The following is a 23,370-nucleotide window of genomic DNA, read 5'->3' as shown; positions in this document are numbered from 1 at the left end:
TCTTTTGAAAAACATAACCGTGGCAGAAATGTCGCGGTTTTTTTGTTGAAAAATTATTCTGAAAAATTAGAATTTCACAAATGGATATCGAGACATAAGATTGGTGATTTTTTCTGCCAATTTGACTTCGAATTTTATATGGCTTTCAGCTTTTGGATTGAAAGGTCGATGTGCCAATCCTTTTTGGATATTGGCCACTTCTTCCATAATCGAATGACTTTCTTGAGAAACATTGGTTTCTGAAAACCGTTGCCAAATATAATCTATCGCCACGGGATTGGGATGCAACATATCTTCGGCATAAAAACGATAATCACGCAATTCATCCATCATAATCTCGTAGCTAGGGAAGTATACAGTGGTCAGTTTGCAGTGATCAGTTTGCAGTTGCTGATAAATGGCAGCTATCAAATTTGCCTTGCTCACTTGGTTTTCCACAAAACCGTTCTTGATGTGCCGAACTGGCGAAACCGTGAAAATGAAATTTGTGTTTGGATTTATTGAAGAAATTAACCTGATGATGTTTTCTATACTTTGCTTGATTTCTTCAATCGAAAGCAATTCTTTCTTGAATTTTTTTTGTGGCACTTTGTGACAATTGGCAACAATTTCGTTGGTTTCGATGTTTCGATAGGCCCAAGCGGTTCCCAAAGTGATAATAATATGCGTGGATTCGGAAATTTGTTGATGTGTTGATTGGATGATTTCATTCAAATTGACAATCAATTCTTCTTTATTGGAATTACTCAATTCAGAATGCACATCAAAACAATGCCAGCATTCATTATGAAAAAAGAGGTCTTTCTCCGTGAATTCTTTTTGGGAAACAGCAAACCCGATTAATTTCTCAATTGCCAAGGAATGAAATAAAATCCCAAACGGATTGCAAGTATTTTGGAACTTAAAATAGTCCAGTTTCTGGGCCATATTTACCGCAAAACAAGAACCCAAAGACACAATCTTGGAATTGTAATCTATTGGAAAATCACTTTTGGAAATGGATATTTGGGTTCTGAAATTCATAATGATTTCTCGCAAAGTCGCAGAGACGCAAAGATTAGAGATTATTAACTATTCTTGTAATTCCATTTTTTATTAATGATTCATTGAAATTAATCAGCAATCCTAATTTCATCCCAGTTACTTTTAGATAAGTTAAAAGTTGTTTCGGGTGAACATTTGCAATTTGTTCGACTGATTTTATTTCTATAATTACTTTGTCTTCAATTATCAAATCTGTTCTAAAACCTATATCCAAAAACACTTCATCCCAAATTACAGGTAATGGTTTCTGTCTTTCCACATTCAGACCTCGTTTAGATAATTCATAATAAAGAATTGCTTCATAAACTGACTCTAACAATCCCGGTCCAAGTTTAGTGTGAATTTTATAAGAAACATCAACAACAATTCTAGAAATCTCGTTTTCAGTCATCTTTGCATTTCTCGCTAATATATTAAAAATCTCGCAAAGTCGCAGAGAAACAAAGCTATTATTAATCAATTTTTTTATCCACTAACACTTGCGCCTTCGCGTCTTTGCGAGACAAAAAAGCCATATAGACTACTTCACAAACTCAACGGCTTTCGTCAAAGCTTCCTGAATTCCTTCCGCATTTTTCCCTCCGGCTGTGGCAAAAAACGGTTGCCCACCTCCTCCACCTTGAATGAATTTTCCAAGTTCGCGAACTACGTTTCCAGCATTCAGTTTTTTCTCGGCAACTAATTCTTTCGAAATGTAACAGCTCAACATTGGTTTATCCTCTTCGGCCGTGGCCAAAACCAAGAACATATTTTTTCCTAAATTGCCCAATTCATAAGCCAAATCCTTTGCTCCTTCCGGACTCAAATCGACTTGTTTGGCCAGAAATTGAATTCCGTTTATTTCTTGTAGTTCTGATGACAAAGCTGCTTTCAAATTTTTGACTTTATCTTTCATCAAAGACTCAATTTGGGACTTCAGCTTTGCATTTTCGTCTTGCAATGAATGAACGGCTTTCATCACATCTTGCGGATTTTTTAGTGCAATTTCAACTTCATTCAAAGTGTTTTCCTGCGATTCAAAATAGGCTTTTACCGCATCGCTGGTAATCGCTTCAATTCTACGAATTCCGGCTGCAACAGCACCTTCGGAAACGATTTTGAAATACCAAATTTCGGCGGTATTTTTCACATGAATTCCACCACACAATTCCATACTCTCACCAAACTTTATGGCACGAACTTCGTCTCCGTATTTTTCTCCAAACAATGCCATTGCACCTTCGTCAACCGCTTGTTTAAATGGAATATTTCTTCTTTCAATCAATGGCAATTGCTCCTGAATTCGAGCGTTTACAAAATCCTCCACTTGTTGTAATTCGGTATCGGTTAATTTTGCAAAATGCGAAAAATCGAAACGCAAATAATTCGGGTTTACCAATGACCCTTTTTGTTCTACATGTGTTCCCAAAATGCTTCTCAAGGCTTGGTGCATCAAGTGTGTCGCAGAGTGGTTTCTAGAAGATAAGCGTCTTAAATCCTGATTTACTTTGGCAACAAAACTGCCGTTAACGTTCTCAGGCAACTTTTTTGCGAAATGTAGAATTAAGTTATTTTCTTTTTTCGTGTCTATAATTTCGATGGTTTCATTGGCAGAAACTAACGTTCCTCTATCTCCCACTTGTCCTCCACCTTCCGGATAAAAAGGGGTTGCATCCAAAACTATTTGGAATAAAACGCCATCTTTTTTAGAATCAATTTTTCTGTAACGCGTGATTTTCACGTCATTTTCAGTTTTATCATAACCCACAAATGTCTCTACATTTCCAGGAATTAAAATTGTCCAATCTTCGGTAGAAACTTCAGAAGCGGCGCGAGAACGTTTTTTTTGTTCCTGCATCGCTTTGTCAAATCCCGCTTCGTCTAATTCCAGTCCTCTTTCCCTTAAAATCAAGGCGGTTAAATCGATGGGAAATCCAAAAGTATCATACAATTCGAACGCTTTCTGACCCGAAACCGTTGTTCCTTCTATTGATTTAATTACGTTTTCGAGCAATTGTAAACCTTGATCCAATGTTCTCAAAAAGGAACTTTCTTCTTCACGAATAACATTCATAACCAGGTTTTTCTGGGAAACAATCTCAGGAAACGAGCCCCCCATTTGGTTGCTCAAAGTTTCCACCAATTGGTAAATGAAAGCTTCCTTGGTGTTCAAAAATGTAAATCCGTAACGAATGGCACGACGCAAAATCCTGCGAATTACATAACCTGCACCAGTATTTGACGGCAATTGTCCATCGGCAATGGCGAAGGCTACGGCACGAACGTGATCCGCAATGACGCGAATGGCGATATTGATTTTTTCTTCTTCTTCGTCTTTGGCTTTGACGGTATATTTTGCCCCGGTGATTTTTTCGATATGTTGAATAATTGGCGTGAAAACATCGGTGTCATAATTAGACTGAACGCCTTGTAAAACCATACAAAGTCTTTCGAAACCCATTCCGGTATCGACGTGTTGCGCCGGTAATTTTTCGAGCGTGCCATCGGCTTTACGGTTGAATTCCATAAATACGTTGTTCCAAATTTCCACCACGTGTGGATGGTCATTGTTGACCAAAGATTTTCCTGAAACCAACGCTTTTTCTTCGGCAGAACGAATATCCACATGAATTTCTGAACAAGGTCCGCAAGGTCCTTGGTCTCCCATTTCCCAGAAATTGTCTTTCTTGTTTCCAAGAATGATTCGGTCTTCGGAAATTAAGGTTTTCCAAATATCATAAGCTTCTTGGTCGAAAGGAACATTTTCTTCTGCATTTCCTTCAAATACGGAAACGTAAAGAATGTCTTTTGGAATTTTATACACTTCAGTCAACAATTCCCAAGCCCAGTTGATGGCTTCTTTTTTGAAATAATCTCCAAAGGACCAGTTTCCCAGCATTTCGAACATCGTGTGATGATACGTATCAATTCCCACTTCTTCTAAATCGTTGTGTTTCCCTGAAACGCGAAGGCATTTTTGGGTATCGGCTATTCTCTTGCTTTTTGGCTTCGCATTTCCAAGAAAATACTCCTTGAACTGCGCCATTCCTGAGTTGTTGAACATCAGGGTTGGATCATCTTTGAGAACTATTGGAGCCGATGGAACAATTAAATGTCCTTTGCTTTCGAAAAAATCCAGAAATTGTTTGCGTACGTCTTGTGATTTCATATTCTTGTTATATATTTTGCCACACCCGAGCGACAGCGAACTGACGAAGTAAAGGCTCTAAGGCACAAAGTTTTTTTTGAATTATCTAATTATTTTTTGCCCCAGATAGTAATGAAATCCAGTCATTGCGAGGAACGAAGCAATCTTTTGATGAGATTGCTTCGTTCCTTGCAATAACGAATCGCAACGAATAGCTGGAAAAGCACATTATTTTATTTATTATTAAAAAAAGGGCAGAACAAATGAAACATTTATTAAATTTGTTCGACTAACGTTTTTACAATGTGCAAAAATAGGGTATTTTAAAATATGGCGAAAGTAAAATATTATTACGATTCCGAAAATCTGGCGTATCAAAAAATAATAACAAGAAAAAGAATAAAATTTGGAGTTGTTGCGTTGTTTTTAGTAGCATCGGCCTTGTTTGGTTTTTTAAGTTTTGTGGTTTTATTGAACACTCCCTATTTTGAAACGCCAAAAAATAGATTGCAAGCCCGTGAAATTGAAAATCTGAAACTGAATTATGCCATTCTGAACAAGAGAATGGATCAGGTAGATGATGCTATTTCGGCTATTGAAGATAGAGACAATAATTTGTATCGAGTATATTTTAACACTTCTCCCATTCCTGAAGAGGAAAGAAAATCAGGTTTTGGTAATATAAATCGGTATGCAGCATTAGAAGGATATGACAATTCTCAGTTGGTGCTGAACACCACAAAAAGGGTTGATGTGCTGAGTAAAGAACTGGCTATCCAGTCGAAATCATTGGATTATATTTTAAAATTGGCGAAAGCAAAAAACAAATTATTGGCGGCAATTCCCGCCATTCAACCTGTGAGAAACGAGAATTTAAAACGAATGGCATCGGGTTTTGGTTATCGAACCGATCCTTTCACCAAAGCCAGAAAAATGCATGAAGGAATGGATTTTACCGCAAAAACCGGGACTCCAATTTTTGCAACCGGCGATGGAGTTGTGGCACAGGCCGACAATACAGCTTCTGGTTTTGGAAATCATATCGTTATTCGGCATGGTTTTGGCTACGAAACTTTGTATGCTCATTTAAGTAAATATAAATGCAAGGTTGGACAATATGTAAAACGGGGCGACATAATAGGATATGTGGGAAGCACAGGGAGATCCGAAGGTCCTCATTGTCATTATGAAGTGCACAAAAACGGAAAAGTGGTAAACCCGCTCAATTTTTATTATGGAAATATTTCGGCGGTGGAATATGTTGCCATTTCTAAATTGGCCAACCAAGAAAATCAATCATTAGACTAATGCACATAGAGCTACAACCTGATAAAAGATATTACAGCATTGGCGAGGTCGCCAAGGCATTTGATGTTAACGCTTCGCTTATCCGGTTTTGGGATAACGAATTTGATATTCTGAAACCAAAAAAAAATGCCAAAGGCAATAGAATGTTTACGCCCGAGGATATCAAGAATTTACAGCTCATCTTTCATCTGGTAAAAGAGAGAGGTTTCACTCTCGAAGGCGCCAAAACCCATTTAAAGGAAGGACAAAAGAAAACCTTGGATAAATATGAAATCATCAGCAAATTAGAAACGATTAGATTGCAGTTGACGAATATCAAAAATGAGCTTTAATCCTCCTAACTTCCACTCAACTGACGGAGCAAAGAGGGAATAAAAAACAGAAAAATAAACAAACTAAACTTTAAATTAAACAAAAATGGATTTTAAAAAATTTTTACCTTGGATTATTGTAGCGATTGTGGTTATTGGAATTTACAGCTGGGCAAGTGGAATTTATAACAAATCCGTAATTTACGATCAAGACGTGAAAGAAAGTTGGGGAAATGTTAATACTGCTTATCAAAGAAGAAATGATCTTATCCCAAATTTGGTAAACACCGTAAAAGGATATGCTGAACATGAAAAAAGCACTTTAACAGCGGTAATGGAGGCTCGTTCAAAAGCAACTTCCATTACAATTGACCCTAAAAACATTACTCCGGAAAAATTAGCTGCTTTTAATTCGGCACAATCTAGTGTTTCCTCTTCTTTGTCTCGATTATTAGTAAGTGTTGAGCAATATCCAAACCTTAAAGCTGACGCAAGCTTTATGAAATTACAGGATGAACTTGCCAGTACAGAAAACCAAATCTTAACAGCTAGAACTCGTTTTAATGAAGCCGTTAAGCCTTACAACAATAATATTAACACTTTTCCAAGAAATATTTTGGCTGGAATGTATGGCCTTAAAGAAAAGCCATATTTCGAAGCAGTAGCTGGTGCAGAAAAACCTGCAGAAGTGAAATTCTAATTCTCCTCCCCAATCCCGCCTGGGCGGGACTTAACAAAAGGAATTTAAAAAAAACTTATGTCAAAAGTAGAAGATTTTTTAACCAAAGAGGAAGAGCAAGCAATTGTTGAAGCTATTGGTATGGCTGAAAAAGAGACTTCTGGCGAAATTAGGGTCCACATTGAAAAAACAACTTCCAAAGCTCCATACGATAGGGCTTTGGAAGTTTTTCAACAACTAAAAATGCACGAAACCCAACTCAAAAATGGGGTTTTAATTTATCTGGCCGTTGCCGATAAAAAATTCGTGATTTGTGGAGACCAAGGCATTCACGACGTGGTTGCCGATGATTTTTGGGACAGCACAAAAGAAGTTATGTCGATTCAATTCAAAACCGGAAATTTCAAGCAAGGACTAATCGATGGCATTTTAATGGCTGGAGAACAATTGCACAACCATTTTCCTTGGCAAGAAAACGACACAAATGAATTGTCTAATGAAATATCGAAAGGATAATGTTATTACAAAAAAAGATTACTTCTATTTTCCTGAAACTGCTCGTTTGTTTCCTGTTTACACAAATCAGTTTTGCCCAATTTACAATTCCTGAAAAACCGGATTTCCAAACCAGCGTTTATGATTATGCCAATGTTTTAAGTGCCACCGAAAAAGCACAATTAGAAGAAAAACTCATTAGATATTCCGATTCTACCTCAACGCAAATTGTGGTTATCACCATCGAAAGCCTGAAAGGCGAAGACATCGGAATTCTAACTCCAAAATGGGGACAAACCTGGGGAATTGGCGGAAGTGCAAAAAATGATAATGGCGTGTTAATTTTATTGGCTAAAGCCGAAAGAAAAATTTGGATTTCGCCAGGCTATGGTCTTGAAGACCGATTGACAGCAGGAATTGGGGGCGAAATTACCAGAAATATCATCATCCCTGAATTTAAAGCCGGAAGTTATTATAAAGGGTTAGACAAAGGTGCCGATGCCCTTTTTGATGTTTTCAAAGGAAAATATAAAGGGGAAAGAAAACAAACTAAAGAAAAAAACTTTCCCATTTTACCCATTATAATTATTGTTGTCATCATACTTGTTTTGATTTCCAGAAACAAAAAAGACGGAGGAAACTCCGGAAATTCTGGTGGAGGACCAAGTTTATTGGATGTAATTATCCTGAGCAGTTTGGGTCGTGGCGGATTTGGCGGTGGTGATTCCGGTGGATTTGGAGGCGGCTCTTCTGGCGGCGGAGGTTTCGGCGGTGGATTTGGCGGTGGAGGATTCTCCGGCGGCGGAAGCGGCGGGGATTGGTAAATCAGTAGTCAGTTTTTAACCTAAAAATATAAAAAAGAGTTTCGAGAAATTGGAACTCTTTTCTGTTTTCCAAAAATTTGAAATGCATCTATTAAAACCTCATTTTAGCTTACTTTTTAAAACAAAATAATGCAACCCTTTAGGAAAAAACCGTTTCAAATAAACGCCCATAAGATTTTTTTATTATCATATACAACTGTTTTTCAAAAAATTTTCTTACTTTTATGTAAAATTTTCTATATTTAAGACCTACTATTCAAACGGGATATTCTATTTATAAACTAGAAATTCATTTCCGTTTCAGGAAACATCAAACACTAAAATAATTTAACAACGAAAAAAGTATTTATAGTATTTGTCTTTCGTATTCCGTTGTTAAATTTTTATAGGTTGCAAGCTCCTTTATCTTTAGCGTGATTGCAAAGACTGAAAATATAAAAAGTTATAAGAACATCTATCCTTTAACTCGAAAAATGGCAACAGTTTCACAGCATAAAAAAAAATCTATCAGCATCGGAAAAATTATTTCTGTGAGAGGTAGCGTTGTGGACGTCTGGTTCGAAAATAAATTACCCTCCATTTATACAGTCCTTTATACAGGAATCGATAAGCAAATTATCATAGAAGTTTTAACCCAATTAGATGCAAATCATGTACGGGGTATTGCTTTAACACCCACCCAAGGATTAGCTCGCGGTATGAGTGTAGAAAACGATGGAAAACAACTTTCTGTGCCGGTTGGAAAAAAAATTATGGGTAGGATGTTCGATGTTTTCGGAAATACTATTGATCTACTAGAACCTTTATCTAATTATGAAAGACGAAATATACATCAATCACCACCTCCATTGGCAAAAAGATCTACAAAATCTGAAATTTTCGAAACAGGCATAAAGGCCATTGACATACTGATACCATTGGAAAGAGGTGGAAAAGCAGGTTTGTTTGGCGGAGCGGGCGTAGGCAAAACAGTTTTGCTTACTGAGATGATCCATAATATGGTTGGACGTAACAAAGGCGTAAGTATATTTTGTGGTATTGGAGAACGTTGCCGAGAAGGACAAGAACTTTACCATGATATGAAAGAAGCCGATGTATTAAAGAATATGGTAATGATGTTTGGCCAGATGAATGAACCTCCAGGCGCACGTTTTCGTGTAGGTCATGCAGCCTTAACAATGGCAGAATATTTTCGTGATGATGAACACCGTGATGTACTGTTGCTTATCGATAATATTTTTCGGTTTATTCAAGCAGGAATGGAAGTTTCAGGGTTAATGGGACAAATGCCTTCAAGATTAGGTTATCAGCCCACAATGGAAACTGAACTCTCAAAATTGGAAGAACGGATTGCCAATACCGATGCGGGAGCCATTACTTCTATTCAAGCCGTTTACGTACCCGCCGACGATTTAACAGATCCTGCTGCCGTTCATACCTTTTCCCATCTATCGGCATCGATAGTGCTTTCCAGAAAAAAAGCGAGCGAAGGTCTGTATCCTGCCATCGATTTGTTACAATCCAATTCAAAAATGGCAACTCCAGGAATTATTGGAGAAAGACATTATCAGCTTGCGCAGAAAATAAGACAAACCCTTGCGCAATATGAAGAACTCAAGGATATTATTGCTATGCTTGGGCTGGAACAATTATCTGTTATTGACCGAAATTTGGTAAATCGGGCAAGACGTTTAGAACGTTTCTTAACGCAACCCTTTTTCACCACTGAGCAATTCAGTGGAATCAAGGGAAAGGATGTCAGTTTGAAAGAGGCTCTTGATGGATGTGAACGTATTCTTGCGGATGAGTTTAAAGATTTACCTGAAAGTGCTTTTTATATGATTGGGACAATCGAAGATGCCATAGAAAAAGGAAAAATAAACAACAATGGTTCCACCAATTTTAAACCATCAACAAAAGAAAATGAAACTATTAAAAAGTAACTAAAAATGGGGACAACATTAATGGATTTAAAAATTGTTCTTCCATTTCGAGTTTTCGTTGAAATAAAGAATGTCACTAGAATTGTATTAGAAACAAGCGAAGGTTTTTATGGTTTATTGCCGCAAAGACTTGACTGTGTTGCCGCATTGGTTCCTGGAATTTTTACTTATGAAACTGAAAAGGAGGGTGATAATTACATTGCAATTGACGAAGGTGTTTTGATAAAAGCGGGTTCGCAAGTGATGGTGGCTGTTCGTAATGCAATTGGCGGAGCTGATTTGGGCAAACTTCAAGAATTGATTGAAAAACAATTTATGAATTTAGATGAAAAAGAAAAAAATGTGCGTTCGGTGATGGCAAAAATGGAAAGCGGATTCATTCAACGCTTGGAAAAATTTCATAAAGAATAAAATGAAAACTTCAGACAAAAAAGGGTCAAATTTATTTAGTGAACAAGTTGGCGAAAAAGAAAAACGCAAGCTTAGAGCTCAACATAGAAATAAGAGAAGTATTTGGTTTGGTTTAGGAATGTTTGGAATGGTAGGTTGGTCCGTTTCAGTCCCTGCATTGTTGGGAGCGGTGTTAGGAATGTGGCTGGACAAAATTTATCCTCAAACATTTTCTTGGACATTATCGTTTTTGATTATGGGGTTATTTGTTGGTTGCCTAATCGCATGGCATTGGATAGCTAAAGAACATAAAGACATGAATTCAAATAAAGAGGAAAAAGATGAATGAAATTGCATATAGAATAATGGTGTTTATCGCTGGTTTAATTATGGGAACTCTATATTTTGGTGGGCTTTGGCTTACTGTAAAAAAGACGCTTTCATCAAAAAATCCTGCATTATGGATTTTGGGCAGCTTTTTTTTTCGGGTAAGCATCGTAATGGTTGGATTTTATTACCTCGCTTCAAGTAACTGGCAAAGGTTACTTATTTGTGTGCTTGGATTTATTATTGCCCGTTACATTGTTGTCAACTATACCAAATCAATTGATGAAAAACAAATACCATTAAAAAAAGAGGAAAGTTATGAAACTTAGTCCAGACGAAACTATTTTTTGGGAACATGGTTTTATTACTATTAATCTAACCATTGTCACCACCTGGATATTAATGTTGTTGCTGGCAATCGCTTCGTGGCTGATTACTCGTAACCTCAAAAAAGACATCCATATATCCCGTTGGCAAAGTACCCTTGAAATAATAACAATAACCATAAAAAACCAAATTAAAGAAATCGGATTAAATGAACCTGAAAAATATATCGGTTTTATTGGAACCCTGTTTTTATTTATAGCCGTTGCCAATCTTTGCATCATTTTTCCGTGGTATGAACCTCCAACAGGTTCTCTTTCGACAACCGTGGCGCTTGCAATTTGTGTATTTATGGCTGTTCCTTTTTTTGGCATTGAAAAGAGTGGAATTTTGGGTTACCTGAAATCCTATTTACGACCCACTTTCATTATGCTGCCTTTTAATCTTATCAGTGAGATTTCGCGAACCATTGCTTTGGCGATACGATTGTTTGGAAACATTATGAGCGGAGGGATGATTGTCGCCATTCTGTTAAGTATTACACCGTTTATATTTCCAATTGTAATGAATTTGCTTGGATTGCTCACGGGAATGGTACAAGCCTATATTTTCAGCATTCTGGCAACTGTTTATATTGCCGCTGCGGTGCAAAAATCAGGATAACCAAATTATAAATCGAAGTATAAATCAAATGAATAAATCAACAATTTAAAGGATAATTAAAATGGACAATATGACAATTATCGGAGTAGTTTCAATTATTACTGCCGGATTAACAACGGGTATTGGATGCATGTTCCCCGCACTTAGCGAGGGTAAATCTGTAGCGTCGGCCTTAAGCTCAATTGCTCAGCAGCCTGATGCTGCGCCAACAATTACCAGAACTTTATTCGTGGGTTTGGCGATGATTGAATCAACAGCAATTTACTGTTTCGTAGTTTCGATGATTCTCATCTTTGCCAACCCTTTTTGGAATCATGTCATCGCTAAATAAAAAAATGAAAAATGAAAATTAACTGGTTTACTGTAATCGCCCAGATTATTAATTTTCTCATTTTAGTAGGATTGCTGAAACGCTTTCTTTATAAGCCCATTCTCAACGCCATTGATGAACGTGAAAAAAAAATAGTTTCTCAATTGGAAGACGCAAAAGCTATAGAAGAAAAAGCCGAAAAAGAGAAAATTGAATTCAAACAAAAAAACGACACTTTCGATAAAGAGAGGAAGGAATTAATGGATAAAGTGGTTGCCGAAACCAAGGAGGAACGTCAGAAACTCCTAGAAAATGCAAGGAAAGAAGCCGGGGTTTTGCAATCAAAAATGGAAAATGTTTTTCAAGAGACCCAAGAAAACTTGAACAATAAAATCGCCCAAAAGACACAGCAGGAAGTTTTTGCAATAGCCAGAAAAACTCTTGCCGACCTTGCCTCTTTAAGTTTGGAAGAACAATCTGTGGCCTTATTTACCAAGCGTCTAAATGAATTAAAAGAGGATGAAAAAAAATCTTTCATCGAAACATTTAAATCCGGCTCAAATATAATTCTCGTGCAAAGCGCTTTTGATCTACCCGAAAAACAACAATCCGAAATTAAAAACTCAGTTACCAAAATACTTGAAACTGAAACCCAATTTCAATTTAAAACCGCACCCGAACTAATTGGAGGCATCGAACTTACTGCAAATGGATATAAAATGGGCTGGAGTATTTCGGAATACCTCAATTCCCTTCAAAAAAGCATTTCGAAAATGACGAAAGAAAAACCGAACGAAGAACCAGAGACAAAAGCAGAACCTGAAAAAAAATAAAATGCCAGTACTCGAATTAAATAATACTATTGATACCCTATTCCATCAATTGGAACAGTGCAGGGAAAAGTATGTTTTCTCCTTTTTGCCCCGAGAAATTGGTTCTGTTATTAGCGTATCAGCGGGAGTTGTCAGGGTTTCCGGTCTTCCGGGCACTGGTTTTGAAGAGTTGTTAAAGTTTCCTGGTGACTTGTCCGGAATAGCCTATAACATTGATGAAAATGAGATAGGCGTGATCCTTCTTGGTGAAGATTATTTGTTGAATGTGGGCGATGAAGTGGAACGAACCGGCCGTGTAATGGACATTCCTGTTGGCAAAGCATTAATTGGCCGAGTGATAAATCCTTTGGGAGAACCAATGGATGGAAAAGGGACAATCAACTTCAGTCAACGTTTTCCAATTGAACGCTCTGCCCCTGCCATTATGGATCGAGCCCAAGTTACTGTCCCTTTGCAAACTGGACTAAAAGTTATTGACGCATTGATACCGATAGGTCGCGGTCAACGTGAATTGATTTTAGGAGACAGACAGACCGGCAAAACAGCCATTGCAATTGATGCAATCCTGAATCAAAGAGATCAAGATGTAATTTGTATTTACTGTGCTATAGGCCAGCGTGCCTCTTCGGTTGCAAAAGTAATCGCTAATCTGGAAGAAAAAGGGGCGATGGAATATACTGTTGTTGTTGTAACAGAAGGGAATGATGCCCCCGGATTGAAATATATTGCCCCTTATTCCGCTACCAGCATTGCTGAATATTTTATGGAACAAGGCAAAAATGTATTGATTGTTTATGATGACCTGGTACATCATGCTCGCGCTTATCGAGAACTTTCGTTACTCTTAAGAAGACCACCGGGTCGCGAAGCTTTTCCTGGAGATATTTTTTATATCCATTCACGATTATTGGAAAGAGCTACCCATCTGGGTGAAAAACTTGGAGGAGGCTCATTAACCGCTTTGCCCATTATTGAAACCGAAGCCCAGAATATCTCTGCCTATATCCCCACTAATCTCATTTCCATTACGGATGGTCAAATCTATTTATCGCCCAAATTATTTGAATTGGGCATTCTGCCTGCAGTTGACGTAGGAAAATCTGTTTCTCGAGTGGGAGGTAAAGCCCAATTGCCGGCCTATCGCTCTATTACTGGAAATCTAAAACTTGCCTATTCCCAATTCGAAGAATTAGAAAACTATGCCCGTTTTGGTACACGGATGGATGAACATACAAAAAACATAATCGAACACGGAAAGCGAATTCGCATCTGGCTTAAACAACAGGAACTTCAACCAATGTCTGTACCCGAACAAATTTTAGTGCTGCTTGCATTGACAAACGGCCTTTTTGACAATGTTCCAATTGACAAAATGCAGGACGGGGAGTCTGCCCTTCTCAAGAGCATTTCAGATATTAACGATGCTATTTTGAAACGCCTATTTTCAGACGACGAATTGAGCGATCCAGATCGTGAAGTTCTGTTGAATCTTGCAAGTAATACTCTTGCTGATTTTCAAATTAAACCAGAATCCAATAAAACATAACGTAATGGATACATTACAAAACTTACAAAGAAAATTAGAAGGAGCCGAGGATATAAAATCCATTGTCAGAACAATGAAAGCAATGGCGGCATCAAATATCGGACAGTATGAAATGGCCGTTAGTTCCCTTGGAGATTACTATCGTGTAGTAGCTTTGGGCATCATCGCCTATTTTAGAGAGGAGAAATTTGATGCAATAAATGCAATGAAAGAACCAAAAAAAAATAACGAGAACGTAATTTGTGCGATTGTTTTCGGTTCAGACCAGGGACTTGTTGGCCAATTTAATGATTCTTTGGCAGAATTTGTTTCACAGTCTCTCCATGCTTTGCCTGGCAAAAAAGAAATATGGGCTGTGGGTGATCGCATCCAATTGCTTTTGTCGGACGTTGGTTTTGCCAATACAGAACATTTTTTTGTACCTAATTCTGTTGATGCGATTACTTCTCTAGTGGGACAAATTTTGATTAAAAGTCAGGACAGTCTGGAAAAAGGAAATTTGAAAGAATTTTATATTTTTCACAATCAACATAAATCCGGTACGGGTTACGAACCCGTGCTTCAACAATTTTTGCCATTGGATGAAAATTGGAGAAATAAATTAGAAGAATTCCACTGGCCCACAAAAACAACGCCGCAAGTTGCCGGAGGATTTAAACCCACTTTGTCCGCACTTATTCGAGAGTATCTCTTCGTGACTTTATTCAAGGCATGTGCTGAATCTTTGGCATGTGAAAACTCAAGCCGATTGGCAGCGATGCAACGAGCGGAAAAAAATATTGACGAATTGTTGAATGATCTTAGCCAAAATTTCAATCATTTACGCCAAAGCACAATTGACGAAGAGTTGTTTGACGTGATTTCAGGATTTGAGGCTATGAAAAATGAAAGAAAATAATAGCTTTTGTGACGGGCTCATATTTTATATATAATTATTTAAAAATAAGAATGATACAAATAAAAGAGGCATAAACTGAATATTCAGTTTATGCCTCTTTTATTTAATCCTATTACAATTATTGCATATCATTATTATCTCTTGGTTCTCCATTGTCTCGTGGTTCCCTGGATTCTCTGGATTCTCTCATTTTTGCTCTATTAGCCTCTTCATTTTCTTTCATTTTTTTAAATTGCTCCGGTGACAAAATGGTTTTTAATTTGTTATCCATTGCTTCTTTTTCCTCTTTTCTGTTCTTCATAAAAGCTTCACGGTCTTCAGAAGTCATTTTTTTTTGTTTGTCCCTGTTCGCCATTCTTTCAGCTTGCATGGCTGCTCTTTTAGCGTTTTGTTCAGCAATAATAGGTTTGATTTGCTCTTGCTGTTTGGCATCCAAATTTAATTCGGTTGTCATTTTATCCAACTGGGACTGGTTCCTTTTCTCCGGAGATAGTTTTTCTCTACGGTTTTTATTCGATTTTTGCTCCGGTTGATTTTGGTCTTGAGCAAAAGAGGAAAATCCAACAATAAGTAGCGCGACAATGATTAATTTTTTCATATTTTTTTGTTTTTTGTTAGGTTAATGATTAGTAAGACAAGAGTAATTAAAAAAAGTTTAATTTTTAACAAAAAATTATTACTCTTCCCTACCTCTTCCTCTTTTTTGAAAGTGATTTCCTCTTTCTTTTTGCACGAAATTCCCAATTTTATATGCTAAGGAAAACATGGCATAGCGTTTTAAAACCGTGTTTTCTTCATCGCGAATTGTTGTTGGAGATATCGTTCTTGTGGCGCTTTGGTTTTGATTTAAAACATCATAGACTTTTACTTTTAGTATCATTTTTTTATCAAAAAAAGCATAGGATAAACTCGTGTTCCATAAATAAAAATCTTTTTTGAAATCATTTGAAATGTTCGAATTGTAGGTATATCCGAAATCATTTCCAAAAACCCAATTCTTAGGCCAATAGCTGGTAATTTGCATATTAATACTATGCACCACATTCGAGCTGGCTTTTAATGAAGAATTGACATATTTGGACTCGTTGTAGGACAAACTATACGATGGCGCAATAGTAAGCAGTTCACCATAATCATATGAAAAATAAACTCTTGGGGCAAGTCCCAATGATTTTGCCTCATACAAAACGGCATTGGTAAATCCTTTATCCAAAGAATAACTGCTATTTAAACCTACTCCATATCTTAAAACGTGGGCATCATTTTTTATGGTTTGATTCCAATTTCCTCCAATAGCTGTTGTATAGGTTCCTGTAACATTTTTAAAAGTAGTGGTTCTTTTACCGCTTGCATCATACACTGAAGTCGAGACTACTGAGTTGTTTAAAAAATCACCTCTCATATACAAAGTATAGCCAGAGCGTGTTCGAAAATCAAAATTCCTAAAATTGATATTTAGGCTATTTTTTTCATTAGGACTCAAATTTGGATTTCCTATTATTGTATTTAAAGGATTCGACAAATTCTCCACTGGCAATAATTGATCTGAAGAAGGAAGACTATTCGAATAATTATATCTAAAAGTAACAAATTTTGATCGGTCTAACTTATACCTAATTTGTGCACTGCCAAAAGGTAAAACATATTTCTGATTTAAATCGGTAGTTTTATTGAGATATAAGGAATGATTGTCAAAATCAATAATAGAAGTACTGGAATTTAAATTAAAAGTAAATTTGTTTTTTTCGAAAGTAAGGCCCACTTTTGGAGTAACGGAATTTTGTTTCGATGTCGTATAATTAGTTAATGCTTGATTTAAGACCGAATAAGATTGTGAAATTCCATCATAATCGAATGTTTTTACGTCATTGATATAATTCTCCCATCCGAATTCAGAACCAAATCGAACTCGTAATGAATCCTTTATAGGTTCAGTGTATTCAATATCGGCAGAATAAGAATCATCTGTATTGCCATTCTTGCTATTTTGGTTTCTGTTGATATCTGGGTTATCTCCTTGATAGAAAATAGTTTTTGACTGATTTAAAGCCTCTGAATCGCTATTTGAATTAGTGTTATTGAAAACAAAACTCAGATTACGGGATTTTTTTTGGAATGTTTTGTTGAAGTTTATTGTATTCCCAAAATTCGAAGAAGTGTTTTCCTTGTTTGAATTTGACGTACTTTCGTTTAAGGAATCCCCATTTTCATCCTTAGAGAAGCTGGAAGAATTGGACATACTGTTGGTGCGGGATTGATTAATTGTTGGTGTAACAACAAGTGTTGCAGAGGGATTGATTTTATATTCAAATTCAAAATTTACTTTGTTTCCTGTATTTTCATTTCGGGCTTTCGAATCAGCATCAGTAAAAATAGTCCCTGTAGGCAAAAAATTAGCTTGGTTGGATTTGTTCTCGTTATTATTTACTGTATTAGAAAAATTATAACTTGCACTTGCATCTAAAACTTTATCCCATTGATCCAAATAATTAAAGCCAACCAAATTAGATTCTGTAATACCTTTTGCAGAAATTTTTGCACCAGATTTTGAATTTCTTCCTCTCCCCATATTATCAAACACATCGTCCATGGAAAAACCAGTCGAATTAATATTATTGGCAGAAGCCAATAAACTTATTTTTTGATTATTATTAAAATAATTCAATAAAAAACTAGTATCATACCGATCATCAGTGCCATATCCTCCCATTACTTTTCCGAAGTAACCTTTGTTTTTCTTTTCGTCAATAGTCAAGTTGATACTGGAATAATCTGAACTGGACTCTTGCTTGGCCAATTCTTCTTTTTTGGTTTTAAAATCTGACACTTGAACTTTACTGATAATGTCAGCGGGTAAGTTTTTTAATGCTATTGCGCCGTCTTTATCAAAGAAAGCTTTTCCGTTAACTAAAAACTGTGTTACTTCTTTCCCGTTTACGGTTACTTTCCCATCATTATCGACTTCAAATCCGGGTAATTGTTTCAGCAAAAGTTCGACATTGGCATCTGGACGCACCTTGAAAGAAGCTGCATTAAACTCTAAAGTATCTTTTTTCATCAGTATTGGAGGAGCTTCGCTTTTTATGACAACCTCGTTTAATACGTTAGTATTTTGCAATAAGTATAATTTTCCAAAATCTTTGCTTTCTGAAAACCCATTTTGTTCCTCAATATAAGGTTGGTATCCCATATAATTGACCTTTAAAAAAACTGGTTTATCATATTTTTTGGTGCTGATTTTAAAAAAGCCTTTTTTATCGGTAGTTGCAAATTCTATAAGGGTTGAATCTTTTACGTTGGAAAAATAAACCGTCGCCAATTCTAAAGGAATCTGAGTATTAATATCGTATACGGTTCCTTCAATAACAATGTTGTTTTGAGCATTTGCGGAATAAAAAAATAAGAGCAACAATAAAAAAGAATAGATTTTGGACATAATGTAATTTGTTAAGTGTGTAAGACTGGAAAAATATTCAAAGGTTTAATTTTTATATAAACACTTATTTATTTTTTTCCGATTTGATTGACATTCAATTAATAATCCGGCATAACTAAAAAATAAATCATGAACTCACTTGAAAGTAGGTATAAAAAAAGCCCCAAATAGTGTCTAACTTTTTGGGGGCAGTTCATTTTTTTTGGCTTTTTATCTTATTTTTCTCTAATATAGATATCAATTGGAACACCTGAGAAATCCCAGTTTTCACGAATTTTATTTTCTAAATAACGTTTGTAGGCTTCTTTAACATATTGTGGCATATTGGCAAAAAACACGAACTGTGGCGTCAATGTTGGCAATTGCATACAATATTTAATCTTTACATATTTACCTTTTGTAGCTGGTGGCGGATAAGCTTCGATCACTTTCAACATATATTCGTTGAATTTTGAAGTCGCAATACGTTGTTTTCTATTTTCGAAAACCTGAACCGTAGCTTCAAGTGCTTTCAACAAACGTTGTTTTGTCAATGCCGAAACAAAAAGAATGGGCACATCGGTAAAAGGCATTAATTCTTCCCTGATTTTGGCTTCATAATCTCTGGTTGACATGGTGTCTTTTTCGACCAAATCCCATTTGTTTACCAAGATGACAACTCCTTTACGGTTTTTTTCGGCCAACCAAAAAATACTTTGGTCCTGACCTTCAAATCCACGGGTGGCGTCAATAATCAAGATACATATATCGGCGTGTTCAATCGCACGAACCGAACGCATCACGGAGTAAAACTCCAAATCTTCCTTCACTTTTGCTTTACGACGAATTCCTGCGGTATCGACCATGTTGAATTCGAACCCAAAACGATCAAATTTAGTGTCAATTGCATCACGGGTTGTCCCCGCAATGTCAGTAACCATAAAACGTTCTTTGCCAATCAAGGCATTTATAAAGCTTGATTTTCCAGCATTCGGGCGACCCACAACTGCAAAACGAGGTAATACAATTTCTTCTTGAACTGGCTCAGGTTTCACCGGAAAAGCATCAATTACTGCATCCAATAAATCTCCGGTTCCACTTCCGGAAATACTGGCAAAAGTGTAAAAATCGCCTAAACCAAGATTGTAAAACTCAAGAGCATCCTTTTCACGCATGGCGTTGTCAACCTTATTTACGGCAAGTAAAACAGGCTTTTTTACCTTACGCAAAAGTCTGGCAACTACGTCATCCATTGGTGTAATGCCTTCTTCGACATCTACCACAAAGATTATTACGTCAGCTTCATCAATGGCTAATTCCACTTGCTTGCGGATTTCTGCTTCAAAAATATCGTCTGATCCACGAACATACCCACCGGTGTCAATTACCGAAAATTCCTTTCCGTTCCATTCGCTTTTTCCATAGTTTCTGTCACGGGTCACGCCCGAAACCGAATCTACAATAGCTTCTCTTCTCTGGATCAATCGATTAAAAAGCGTCGATTTCCCTACGTTTGGCCTTCCTACTATGGCTACAATGTTGTTCATTTTTCTAATTTTTGATTTCAGATTTCAGCCCTTCGACAAGCTCAGGGTGACGATTAGATTTTGGATAGCCAAAACCATAATTCTTTAAAAATCCAAATAATACGGTATTTTAATTTTTTGCAAAGGTAGTGTTAAATACCATACTATCAATTTTTTTACTATTTTGCGCTCCTATTAATAAAACCGACCAAAAAATTTGCTGTTATGGATGCCAATAATGAAATCAGACTTCGCTTGCGTTTTTACAAAGATATCGAAGAAAACATAGATGCTGTTCGTCAAAAATTCGAAAATTATAAAATCAATTGTACGGAAGATTGTCATTTAAAGATAAAACACAATCATATTTGGATGAATATGCCCGATTCAAAACGAGAATATTGGTCGCCGCATTTGCATTTGGAATTGGAACCAAAAGACAATAACGGAACACACATCAGGGGATTATTTGGACCGGAACCCACCTTATGGACATTTTTTATATTTCTGCATTTTATGGTTGCGGGAATTTTTGTAATTTTTAGCGCCATCGCCTACTCTAACTATGTCTTGAAACAACCCACCACAATGGATTTAATCGTGATGTTGCTAATGGTAATCGTTTGGTTTTTACTCTATTTCATCGCCAAGCAAATCCGGTTTAAAGGCAACTCGCAAATGAATGAATTGGAAGGGAAGTTCTTGGAGATTTTGGAATCGTAATTTTTTTCTTGGAGCTATTTCCTGCTATTCGCTATATCCACGCCCAAAAGCGTGGGATGCCGCTTCTATCAGGGCTAGGGTATTTTAATAGAAATAGGCTTTTTTGGAATTATCGTTCCAACCTGCTTGATTCGAATATTCCATAAAATAAATTTTCACATCAGCTTAGTTGGCATATTGAACGAAAAATATTTTTTTATCTGCTTGATTGGCATATTGGGTAAAAAACCATAAACCATCATTCTTGCCTGCCTGATTATTATATTTGACTTTATAGACTTTTAAATCGGCTTGATTGGGGTAATCGACCACGAAAACTTTTACATCTGCTTGGTTTACATATTGAACGGAAAAGACTTTTTGGGCTTGGGCAAAAAAGATGAAAAACATTAAAAAGAAAGTAAATTTACTTTTACGCAAAAAAACATTCAAAATCTTCATTTTTATAAAATTATTTTTCACGTTTAATAAACATAAACTATTTAACTTTTACTTTACTAACAGCACTAGCATAATTGAAAAAGCGCTCATCTTCTTCGTTATATTTATCCTCCTCTTCTTTTGTAAGCCAAATCAATCCTGGATTTAAACAGTTTTTAATTCCACAAGTTGATGAAGTTTCAGGATAACCAATTGGTTCAACTCTGATTGTATATTGATTTTTCTTGCTAATTGGTTTTTTTTCTTTTTCACATCTACATAATGCCATAGTTTATATTTTTTAGTTAAATAATTTAATTATATTGGAATGACAATTCACCTTTTTTATTTTTAAAATTGTTGGTATCTAAATATTTGACTACTTTACCAATTGGAACATAATATAGTTTACCAGGGTTGCCGTTATTACTCCAAAAACTATTACTTCCGTTTTTGGTTATATAAACTTTAACTAAAACTTTGTTTTTTTGTATTTCAATTAAATTTGCTGTGGTCCTTGTGGCACCATCACCAAATATATCCCCATAATTATTGAATTTATTACCATAAAAATCTTCGTATGGTTCATATCCACCTCCTGCTAATTGCACCAATTTAAGTTTTTTCAACCTTTCTTCTTCTTCTTTTAATGTTTTAATAAAATCTAACTGTTCTATCTTAAAGGCGTCTATTTTTTCTATTTCGTTTAATGTAAAATATTCATCAAAAGTAAATGTAACAGAATTAATCTCTTTGGTATTCAGTTTAATACGATTTTCTAAGTTTTCAGCTAAATCTCCAATTTCAATTTTCCTTGTATTGTCAATATAATTAATTACTGTTTCTTCTTTAAAGAAATTCAAAATCGGAGTGAAAAAATTTTGATAAAACGGATAAATATTTGATGAATGTAAAATTTTCTCTGAGATGTATTTGTATTCATCAGAATAGTCAGCTTGAGCATATACAGTACTTATGGTTTCAACATTGACAAATGACTTTAAATTATTAAAGCTATAATTATCTTTAAGATATCGGTTCATTAATAAAAAATTTAGCTCTCTTATGTTTGAAGTAATTTTAAATGTTGAAGGAATTATATTGCTTCTAATGAATAAATTATGCAAATCTTTTATACTTTGTTCGTTTCTCAAATAATATATACTATCATCAATAATAACTTGAGACACAATCTTATTCAAATTTTCATAATCTTTAGCTTCTTCAGATGTCATTGATAAAGATTGAATTGTTTTTTTAAAATAGTCCATAAAAACAAAATAATTATCATTTTGTTTTGCATTAACTGTAAAGATAATTTTGTAATCATCTGGTTTAACTTCATTCAAGTAATAACCAAATTTATCACTGAAACTATAAGCGTTAATATTTTTATCATAGTTACCTTTATCTTCACCAACCATTTGTGGTTCTGAATGTTGAACTTCAAAATTAACAGCGTTTTTTAAGATTTCAAAACTTGATAAACAGAGATTTCTAATTGCAATATTTTCTGCAGCTTCATTTAGTTTTTGCAATTTTATTTTTTGTGAAAAAATACCTCCTTTAAATTCGATAACTTCTCCTTTGCTTTCTGAAAATTCTGTCAACTTGGTAATTGACACAATTACCTTTAAAGTTACGACAAACCCAATATTAGGAATTTCAATTTCGGATATTATATCATTTTGTTTTATATTACCATTTGAAGCTAAAACAAATTCATCTTTTGTAACTTTATTATTTATAATTTCTTTTTTCGATGAAATAAAAGTCCCATAAGTTTGTTCAATCGCATTTTGTAATGCAACTTGTTTCGCCTCTTCTTTTGATTTACCTTGACCTATAACGGTTAATGTCACAATTTGTTCTTCTTGCGCATTTGTTAATGTGCAAAATCCAATCATAAATAAAAATATAACCTTCTTCATTATTTAGTTTCAATTATAGTTGTCATTAATCCTTTCGCAACAGATTTATTACAAGGTCTCGATTTTATTTCATCAGGAAATTTTATTCTATACCAACTAATATCTGGAAACTTTTTATGAATTCTAAAATATCTATAAGTTTCTTCGATTAATTGTTTTGTTACTCTTTTTTGATTAGTTGGACTAATTCTATAAGTTATGGACTTAAATTCCTTTCCATTAATTTTTGTCGTAGAAACTCCAATGTAAGTATAAAAATGCCCTTGTCTTGCAAGATGGATTATATCATTTTCTTTAAAATGAGTGATTATTGATTCGAATATGTTTACCATA

The 23,370-nt window shown here is 35.5% G+C and carries 25 protein-coding genes; 15 read left to right on the top strand and 10 right to left on the bottom strand.

Annotated elements, in window-relative coordinates; translation table 11 throughout:
- Positions 1-66: 66 nt before the first annotated feature.
- The 3 genes from B2145_RS12435 to alaS all read right to left on the bottom strand — a co-directional run bounded on the left by B2145_RS12435 (position 67) and on the right by alaS (position 4,192).
- The gene (locus B2145_RS12435; protein ID WP_291102731.1) at positions 67-1,023 is read right to left on the bottom strand and encodes a GSCFA domain-containing protein; all 957 of its coding nucleotides are present in this window, start codon (positions 1,021-1,023) and stop codon (positions 67-69) included.
- Between the two features lie 34 nt (positions 1,024-1,057).
- Entirely contained in the window at positions 1,058-1,435 is a 378-nt protein-coding gene (locus B2145_RS12430; RefSeq protein WP_291102729.1) for a GxxExxY protein, read from the bottom strand.
- 129 nt (positions 1,436-1,564) lie between these two features.
- Entirely contained in the window at positions 1,565-4,192 is a 2,628-nt protein-coding gene (gene alaS / locus B2145_RS12425; RefSeq protein WP_291102727.1) for an alanine--tRNA ligase, read from the bottom strand.
- Positions 4,193-4,501: 309 nt separating this feature from the next.
- On the opposite strand from alaS, the gene B2145_RS12420 reads away from it, so the two are divergent.
- The 14 genes from B2145_RS12420 (at position 4,502) to B2145_RS12355 (ending at position 15,022) form a co-directional block, all read left to right on the top strand.
- Positions 4,502-5,479 (top strand): M23 family metallopeptidase, encoded by a 978-nt coding sequence (locus tag B2145_RS12420; protein WP_291102725.1) that lies wholly within the window; start codon positions 4,502-4,504, stop codon positions 5,477-5,479.
- The gene (locus B2145_RS12415; protein ID WP_291102723.1) at positions 5,479-5,811 is read left to right on the top strand and encodes a MerR family transcriptional regulator; all 333 of its coding nucleotides are present in this window, start codon (positions 5,479-5,481) and stop codon (positions 5,809-5,811) included. Before B2145_RS12420 ends, B2145_RS12415 begins: the two co-directional genes overlap by 1 nt.
- An 85-nt stretch (positions 5,812-5,896) precedes the next feature.
- Positions 5,897-6,490, top strand: coding sequence for a LemA family protein (locus B2145_RS12410; protein WP_291102721.1), 594 nt, complete (start codon positions 5,897-5,899; stop codon positions 6,488-6,490).
- A 57-nt stretch (positions 6,491-6,547) separates the two neighbouring features.
- Positions 6,548-6,985, top strand: a complete 438-nt coding sequence (locus B2145_RS12405) for a TPM domain-containing protein (protein ID WP_291102719.1) — start codon at positions 6,548-6,550, stop codon at positions 6,983-6,985.
- Positions 6,985-7,788 carry a TPM domain-containing protein gene (locus tag B2145_RS12400; RefSeq protein WP_291102718.1) on the top strand — a complete coding sequence of 268 codons (804 nt, stop codon included), beginning with the start codon at positions 6,985-6,987 and terminating at the stop codon, positions 7,786-7,788. Before B2145_RS12405 ends, B2145_RS12400 begins: the two co-directional genes overlap by 1 nt.
- Positions 7,789-8,261: 473 nt before the next feature.
- Positions 8,262-9,731: a F0F1 ATP synthase subunit beta gene (atpD, locus tag B2145_RS12395; RefSeq protein WP_291102716.1), complete on the top strand. Its 1,470-nt coding sequence runs from the start codon at positions 8,262-8,264 to the stop codon at positions 9,729-9,731.
- A 6-nt stretch (positions 9,732-9,737) separates the two neighbouring features.
- The gene (locus B2145_RS12390; protein ID WP_291102714.1) at positions 9,738-10,142 is read left to right on the top strand and encodes a F0F1 ATP synthase subunit epsilon; all 405 of its coding nucleotides are present in this window, start codon (positions 9,738-9,740) and stop codon (positions 10,140-10,142) included.
- A 1-nt stretch (position 10,143) separates the two neighbouring features.
- Positions 10,144-10,470 carry an AtpZ/AtpI family protein gene (locus B2145_RS12385; RefSeq protein WP_291102712.1) on the top strand — a complete coding sequence of 109 codons (327 nt, stop codon included), beginning with the start codon at positions 10,144-10,146 and terminating at the stop codon, positions 10,468-10,470.
- Positions 10,463-10,777: an ATP synthase subunit I gene (locus B2145_RS12380; protein ID WP_291102711.1), complete on the top strand. Its 315-nt coding sequence runs from the start codon at positions 10,463-10,465 to the stop codon at positions 10,775-10,777. The genes B2145_RS12385 and B2145_RS12380 overlap by 8 nt, the downstream gene beginning before the upstream one ends.
- Positions 10,767-11,435 (top strand): F0F1 ATP synthase subunit A, encoded by a 669-nt coding sequence (locus tag B2145_RS12375; RefSeq protein WP_291102709.1) that lies wholly within the window; start codon positions 10,767-10,769, stop codon positions 11,433-11,435. Before B2145_RS12380 ends, B2145_RS12375 begins: the two co-directional genes overlap by 11 nt.
- Before the next feature lie 70 nt (positions 11,436-11,505).
- Complete coding sequence (locus tag B2145_RS12370; protein WP_291102707.1) at positions 11,506-11,766, top strand: F0F1 ATP synthase subunit C; 261 nt, start codon at positions 11,506-11,508, stop codon at positions 11,764-11,766.
- 11 nt (positions 11,767-11,777) lie between these two features.
- Entirely contained in the window at positions 11,778-12,578 is an 801-nt protein-coding gene (locus B2145_RS12365; RefSeq protein WP_291102705.1) for a F0F1 ATP synthase subunit delta, read from the top strand.
- Between the two features lies 1 nt (position 12,579).
- Complete coding sequence (locus tag B2145_RS12360) at positions 12,580-14,124, top strand: alternate F1F0 ATPase, F1 subunit alpha (protein WP_291102703.1); 1,545 nt, start codon at positions 12,580-12,582, stop codon at positions 14,122-14,124.
- A 4-nt stretch (positions 14,125-14,128) separates the two neighbouring features.
- Positions 14,129-15,022, top strand: a complete 894-nt coding sequence (locus B2145_RS12355; protein WP_291102701.1) for a F0F1 ATP synthase subunit gamma — start codon at positions 14,129-14,131, stop codon at positions 15,020-15,022.
- Between the two features lie 118 nt (positions 15,023-15,140).
- On the opposite strand, the gene B2145_RS12350 is transcribed toward B2145_RS12355, so the two are convergent.
- The 3 genes from B2145_RS12350 to der form a co-directional block, all read right to left on the bottom strand.
- Positions 15,141-15,620: a hypothetical protein gene (locus B2145_RS12350; RefSeq protein ID WP_291102699.1), complete on the bottom strand. Its 480-nt coding sequence runs from the start codon at positions 15,618-15,620 to the stop codon at positions 15,141-15,143.
- Between the two features lie 78 nt (positions 15,621-15,698).
- Positions 15,699-18,458: an outer membrane beta-barrel protein gene (locus tag B2145_RS12345; protein ID WP_291102697.1), complete on the bottom strand. Its 2,760-nt coding sequence runs from the start codon at positions 18,456-18,458 to the stop codon at positions 15,699-15,701.
- 215 nt (positions 18,459-18,673) lie between these two features.
- Entirely contained in the window at positions 18,674-19,984 is a 1,311-nt protein-coding gene (gene der / locus B2145_RS12340) for a ribosome biogenesis GTPase Der (RefSeq protein ID WP_291102696.1), read from the bottom strand.
- Positions 19,985-20,188: 204 nt separating this feature from the next.
- On the opposite strand from der, the gene B2145_RS12335 reads away from it, so the two are divergent.
- Positions 20,189-20,686: a hypothetical protein gene (locus B2145_RS12335; RefSeq protein WP_291102695.1), complete on the top strand. Its 498-nt coding sequence runs from the start codon at positions 20,189-20,191 to the stop codon at positions 20,684-20,686.
- 165 nt (positions 20,687-20,851) lie between these two features.
- Here B2145_RS12335 and B2145_RS12330 read toward each other — a convergent pair whose 3' ends face one another.
- From B2145_RS12330 to B2145_RS12315, 4 genes are read right to left on the bottom strand one after another with little or no spacing between them, the layout of a single operon-like run.
- Positions 20,852-21,127 (bottom strand): DUF6150 family protein, encoded by a 276-nt coding sequence (locus B2145_RS12330; RefSeq protein ID WP_349678073.1) that lies wholly within the window; start codon positions 21,125-21,127, stop codon positions 20,852-20,854.
- Between the two features lie 37 nt (positions 21,128-21,164).
- Complete coding sequence (locus B2145_RS12325; RefSeq protein WP_291102694.1) at positions 21,165-21,395, bottom strand: hypothetical protein; 231 nt, start codon at positions 21,393-21,395, stop codon at positions 21,165-21,167.
- Positions 21,396-21,420: 25 nt separating this feature from the next.
- A complete protein-coding gene (locus B2145_RS12320; protein ID WP_291102693.1) occupies positions 21,421-23,037 on the bottom strand; it encodes a hypothetical protein in 1,617 nt (538 codons plus the stop codon).
- Entirely contained in the window at positions 23,037-23,369 is a 333-nt protein-coding gene (locus B2145_RS12315) for a hypothetical protein (protein ID WP_291102690.1), read from the bottom strand. Before B2145_RS12315 ends, B2145_RS12320 begins: the two co-directional genes overlap by 1 nt.
- Between the last annotated feature and the right edge of the window lies 1 nt (position 23,370).

This window comes from Flavobacterium sp. UBA5153 (assembly GCA_002413745.1).
GTDB lineage: Bacteria > Bacteroidota > Bacteroidia > Flavobacteriales > Flavobacteriaceae > Flavobacterium.
This window is presented reverse-complemented; position numbering and strand designations above follow the sequence as displayed.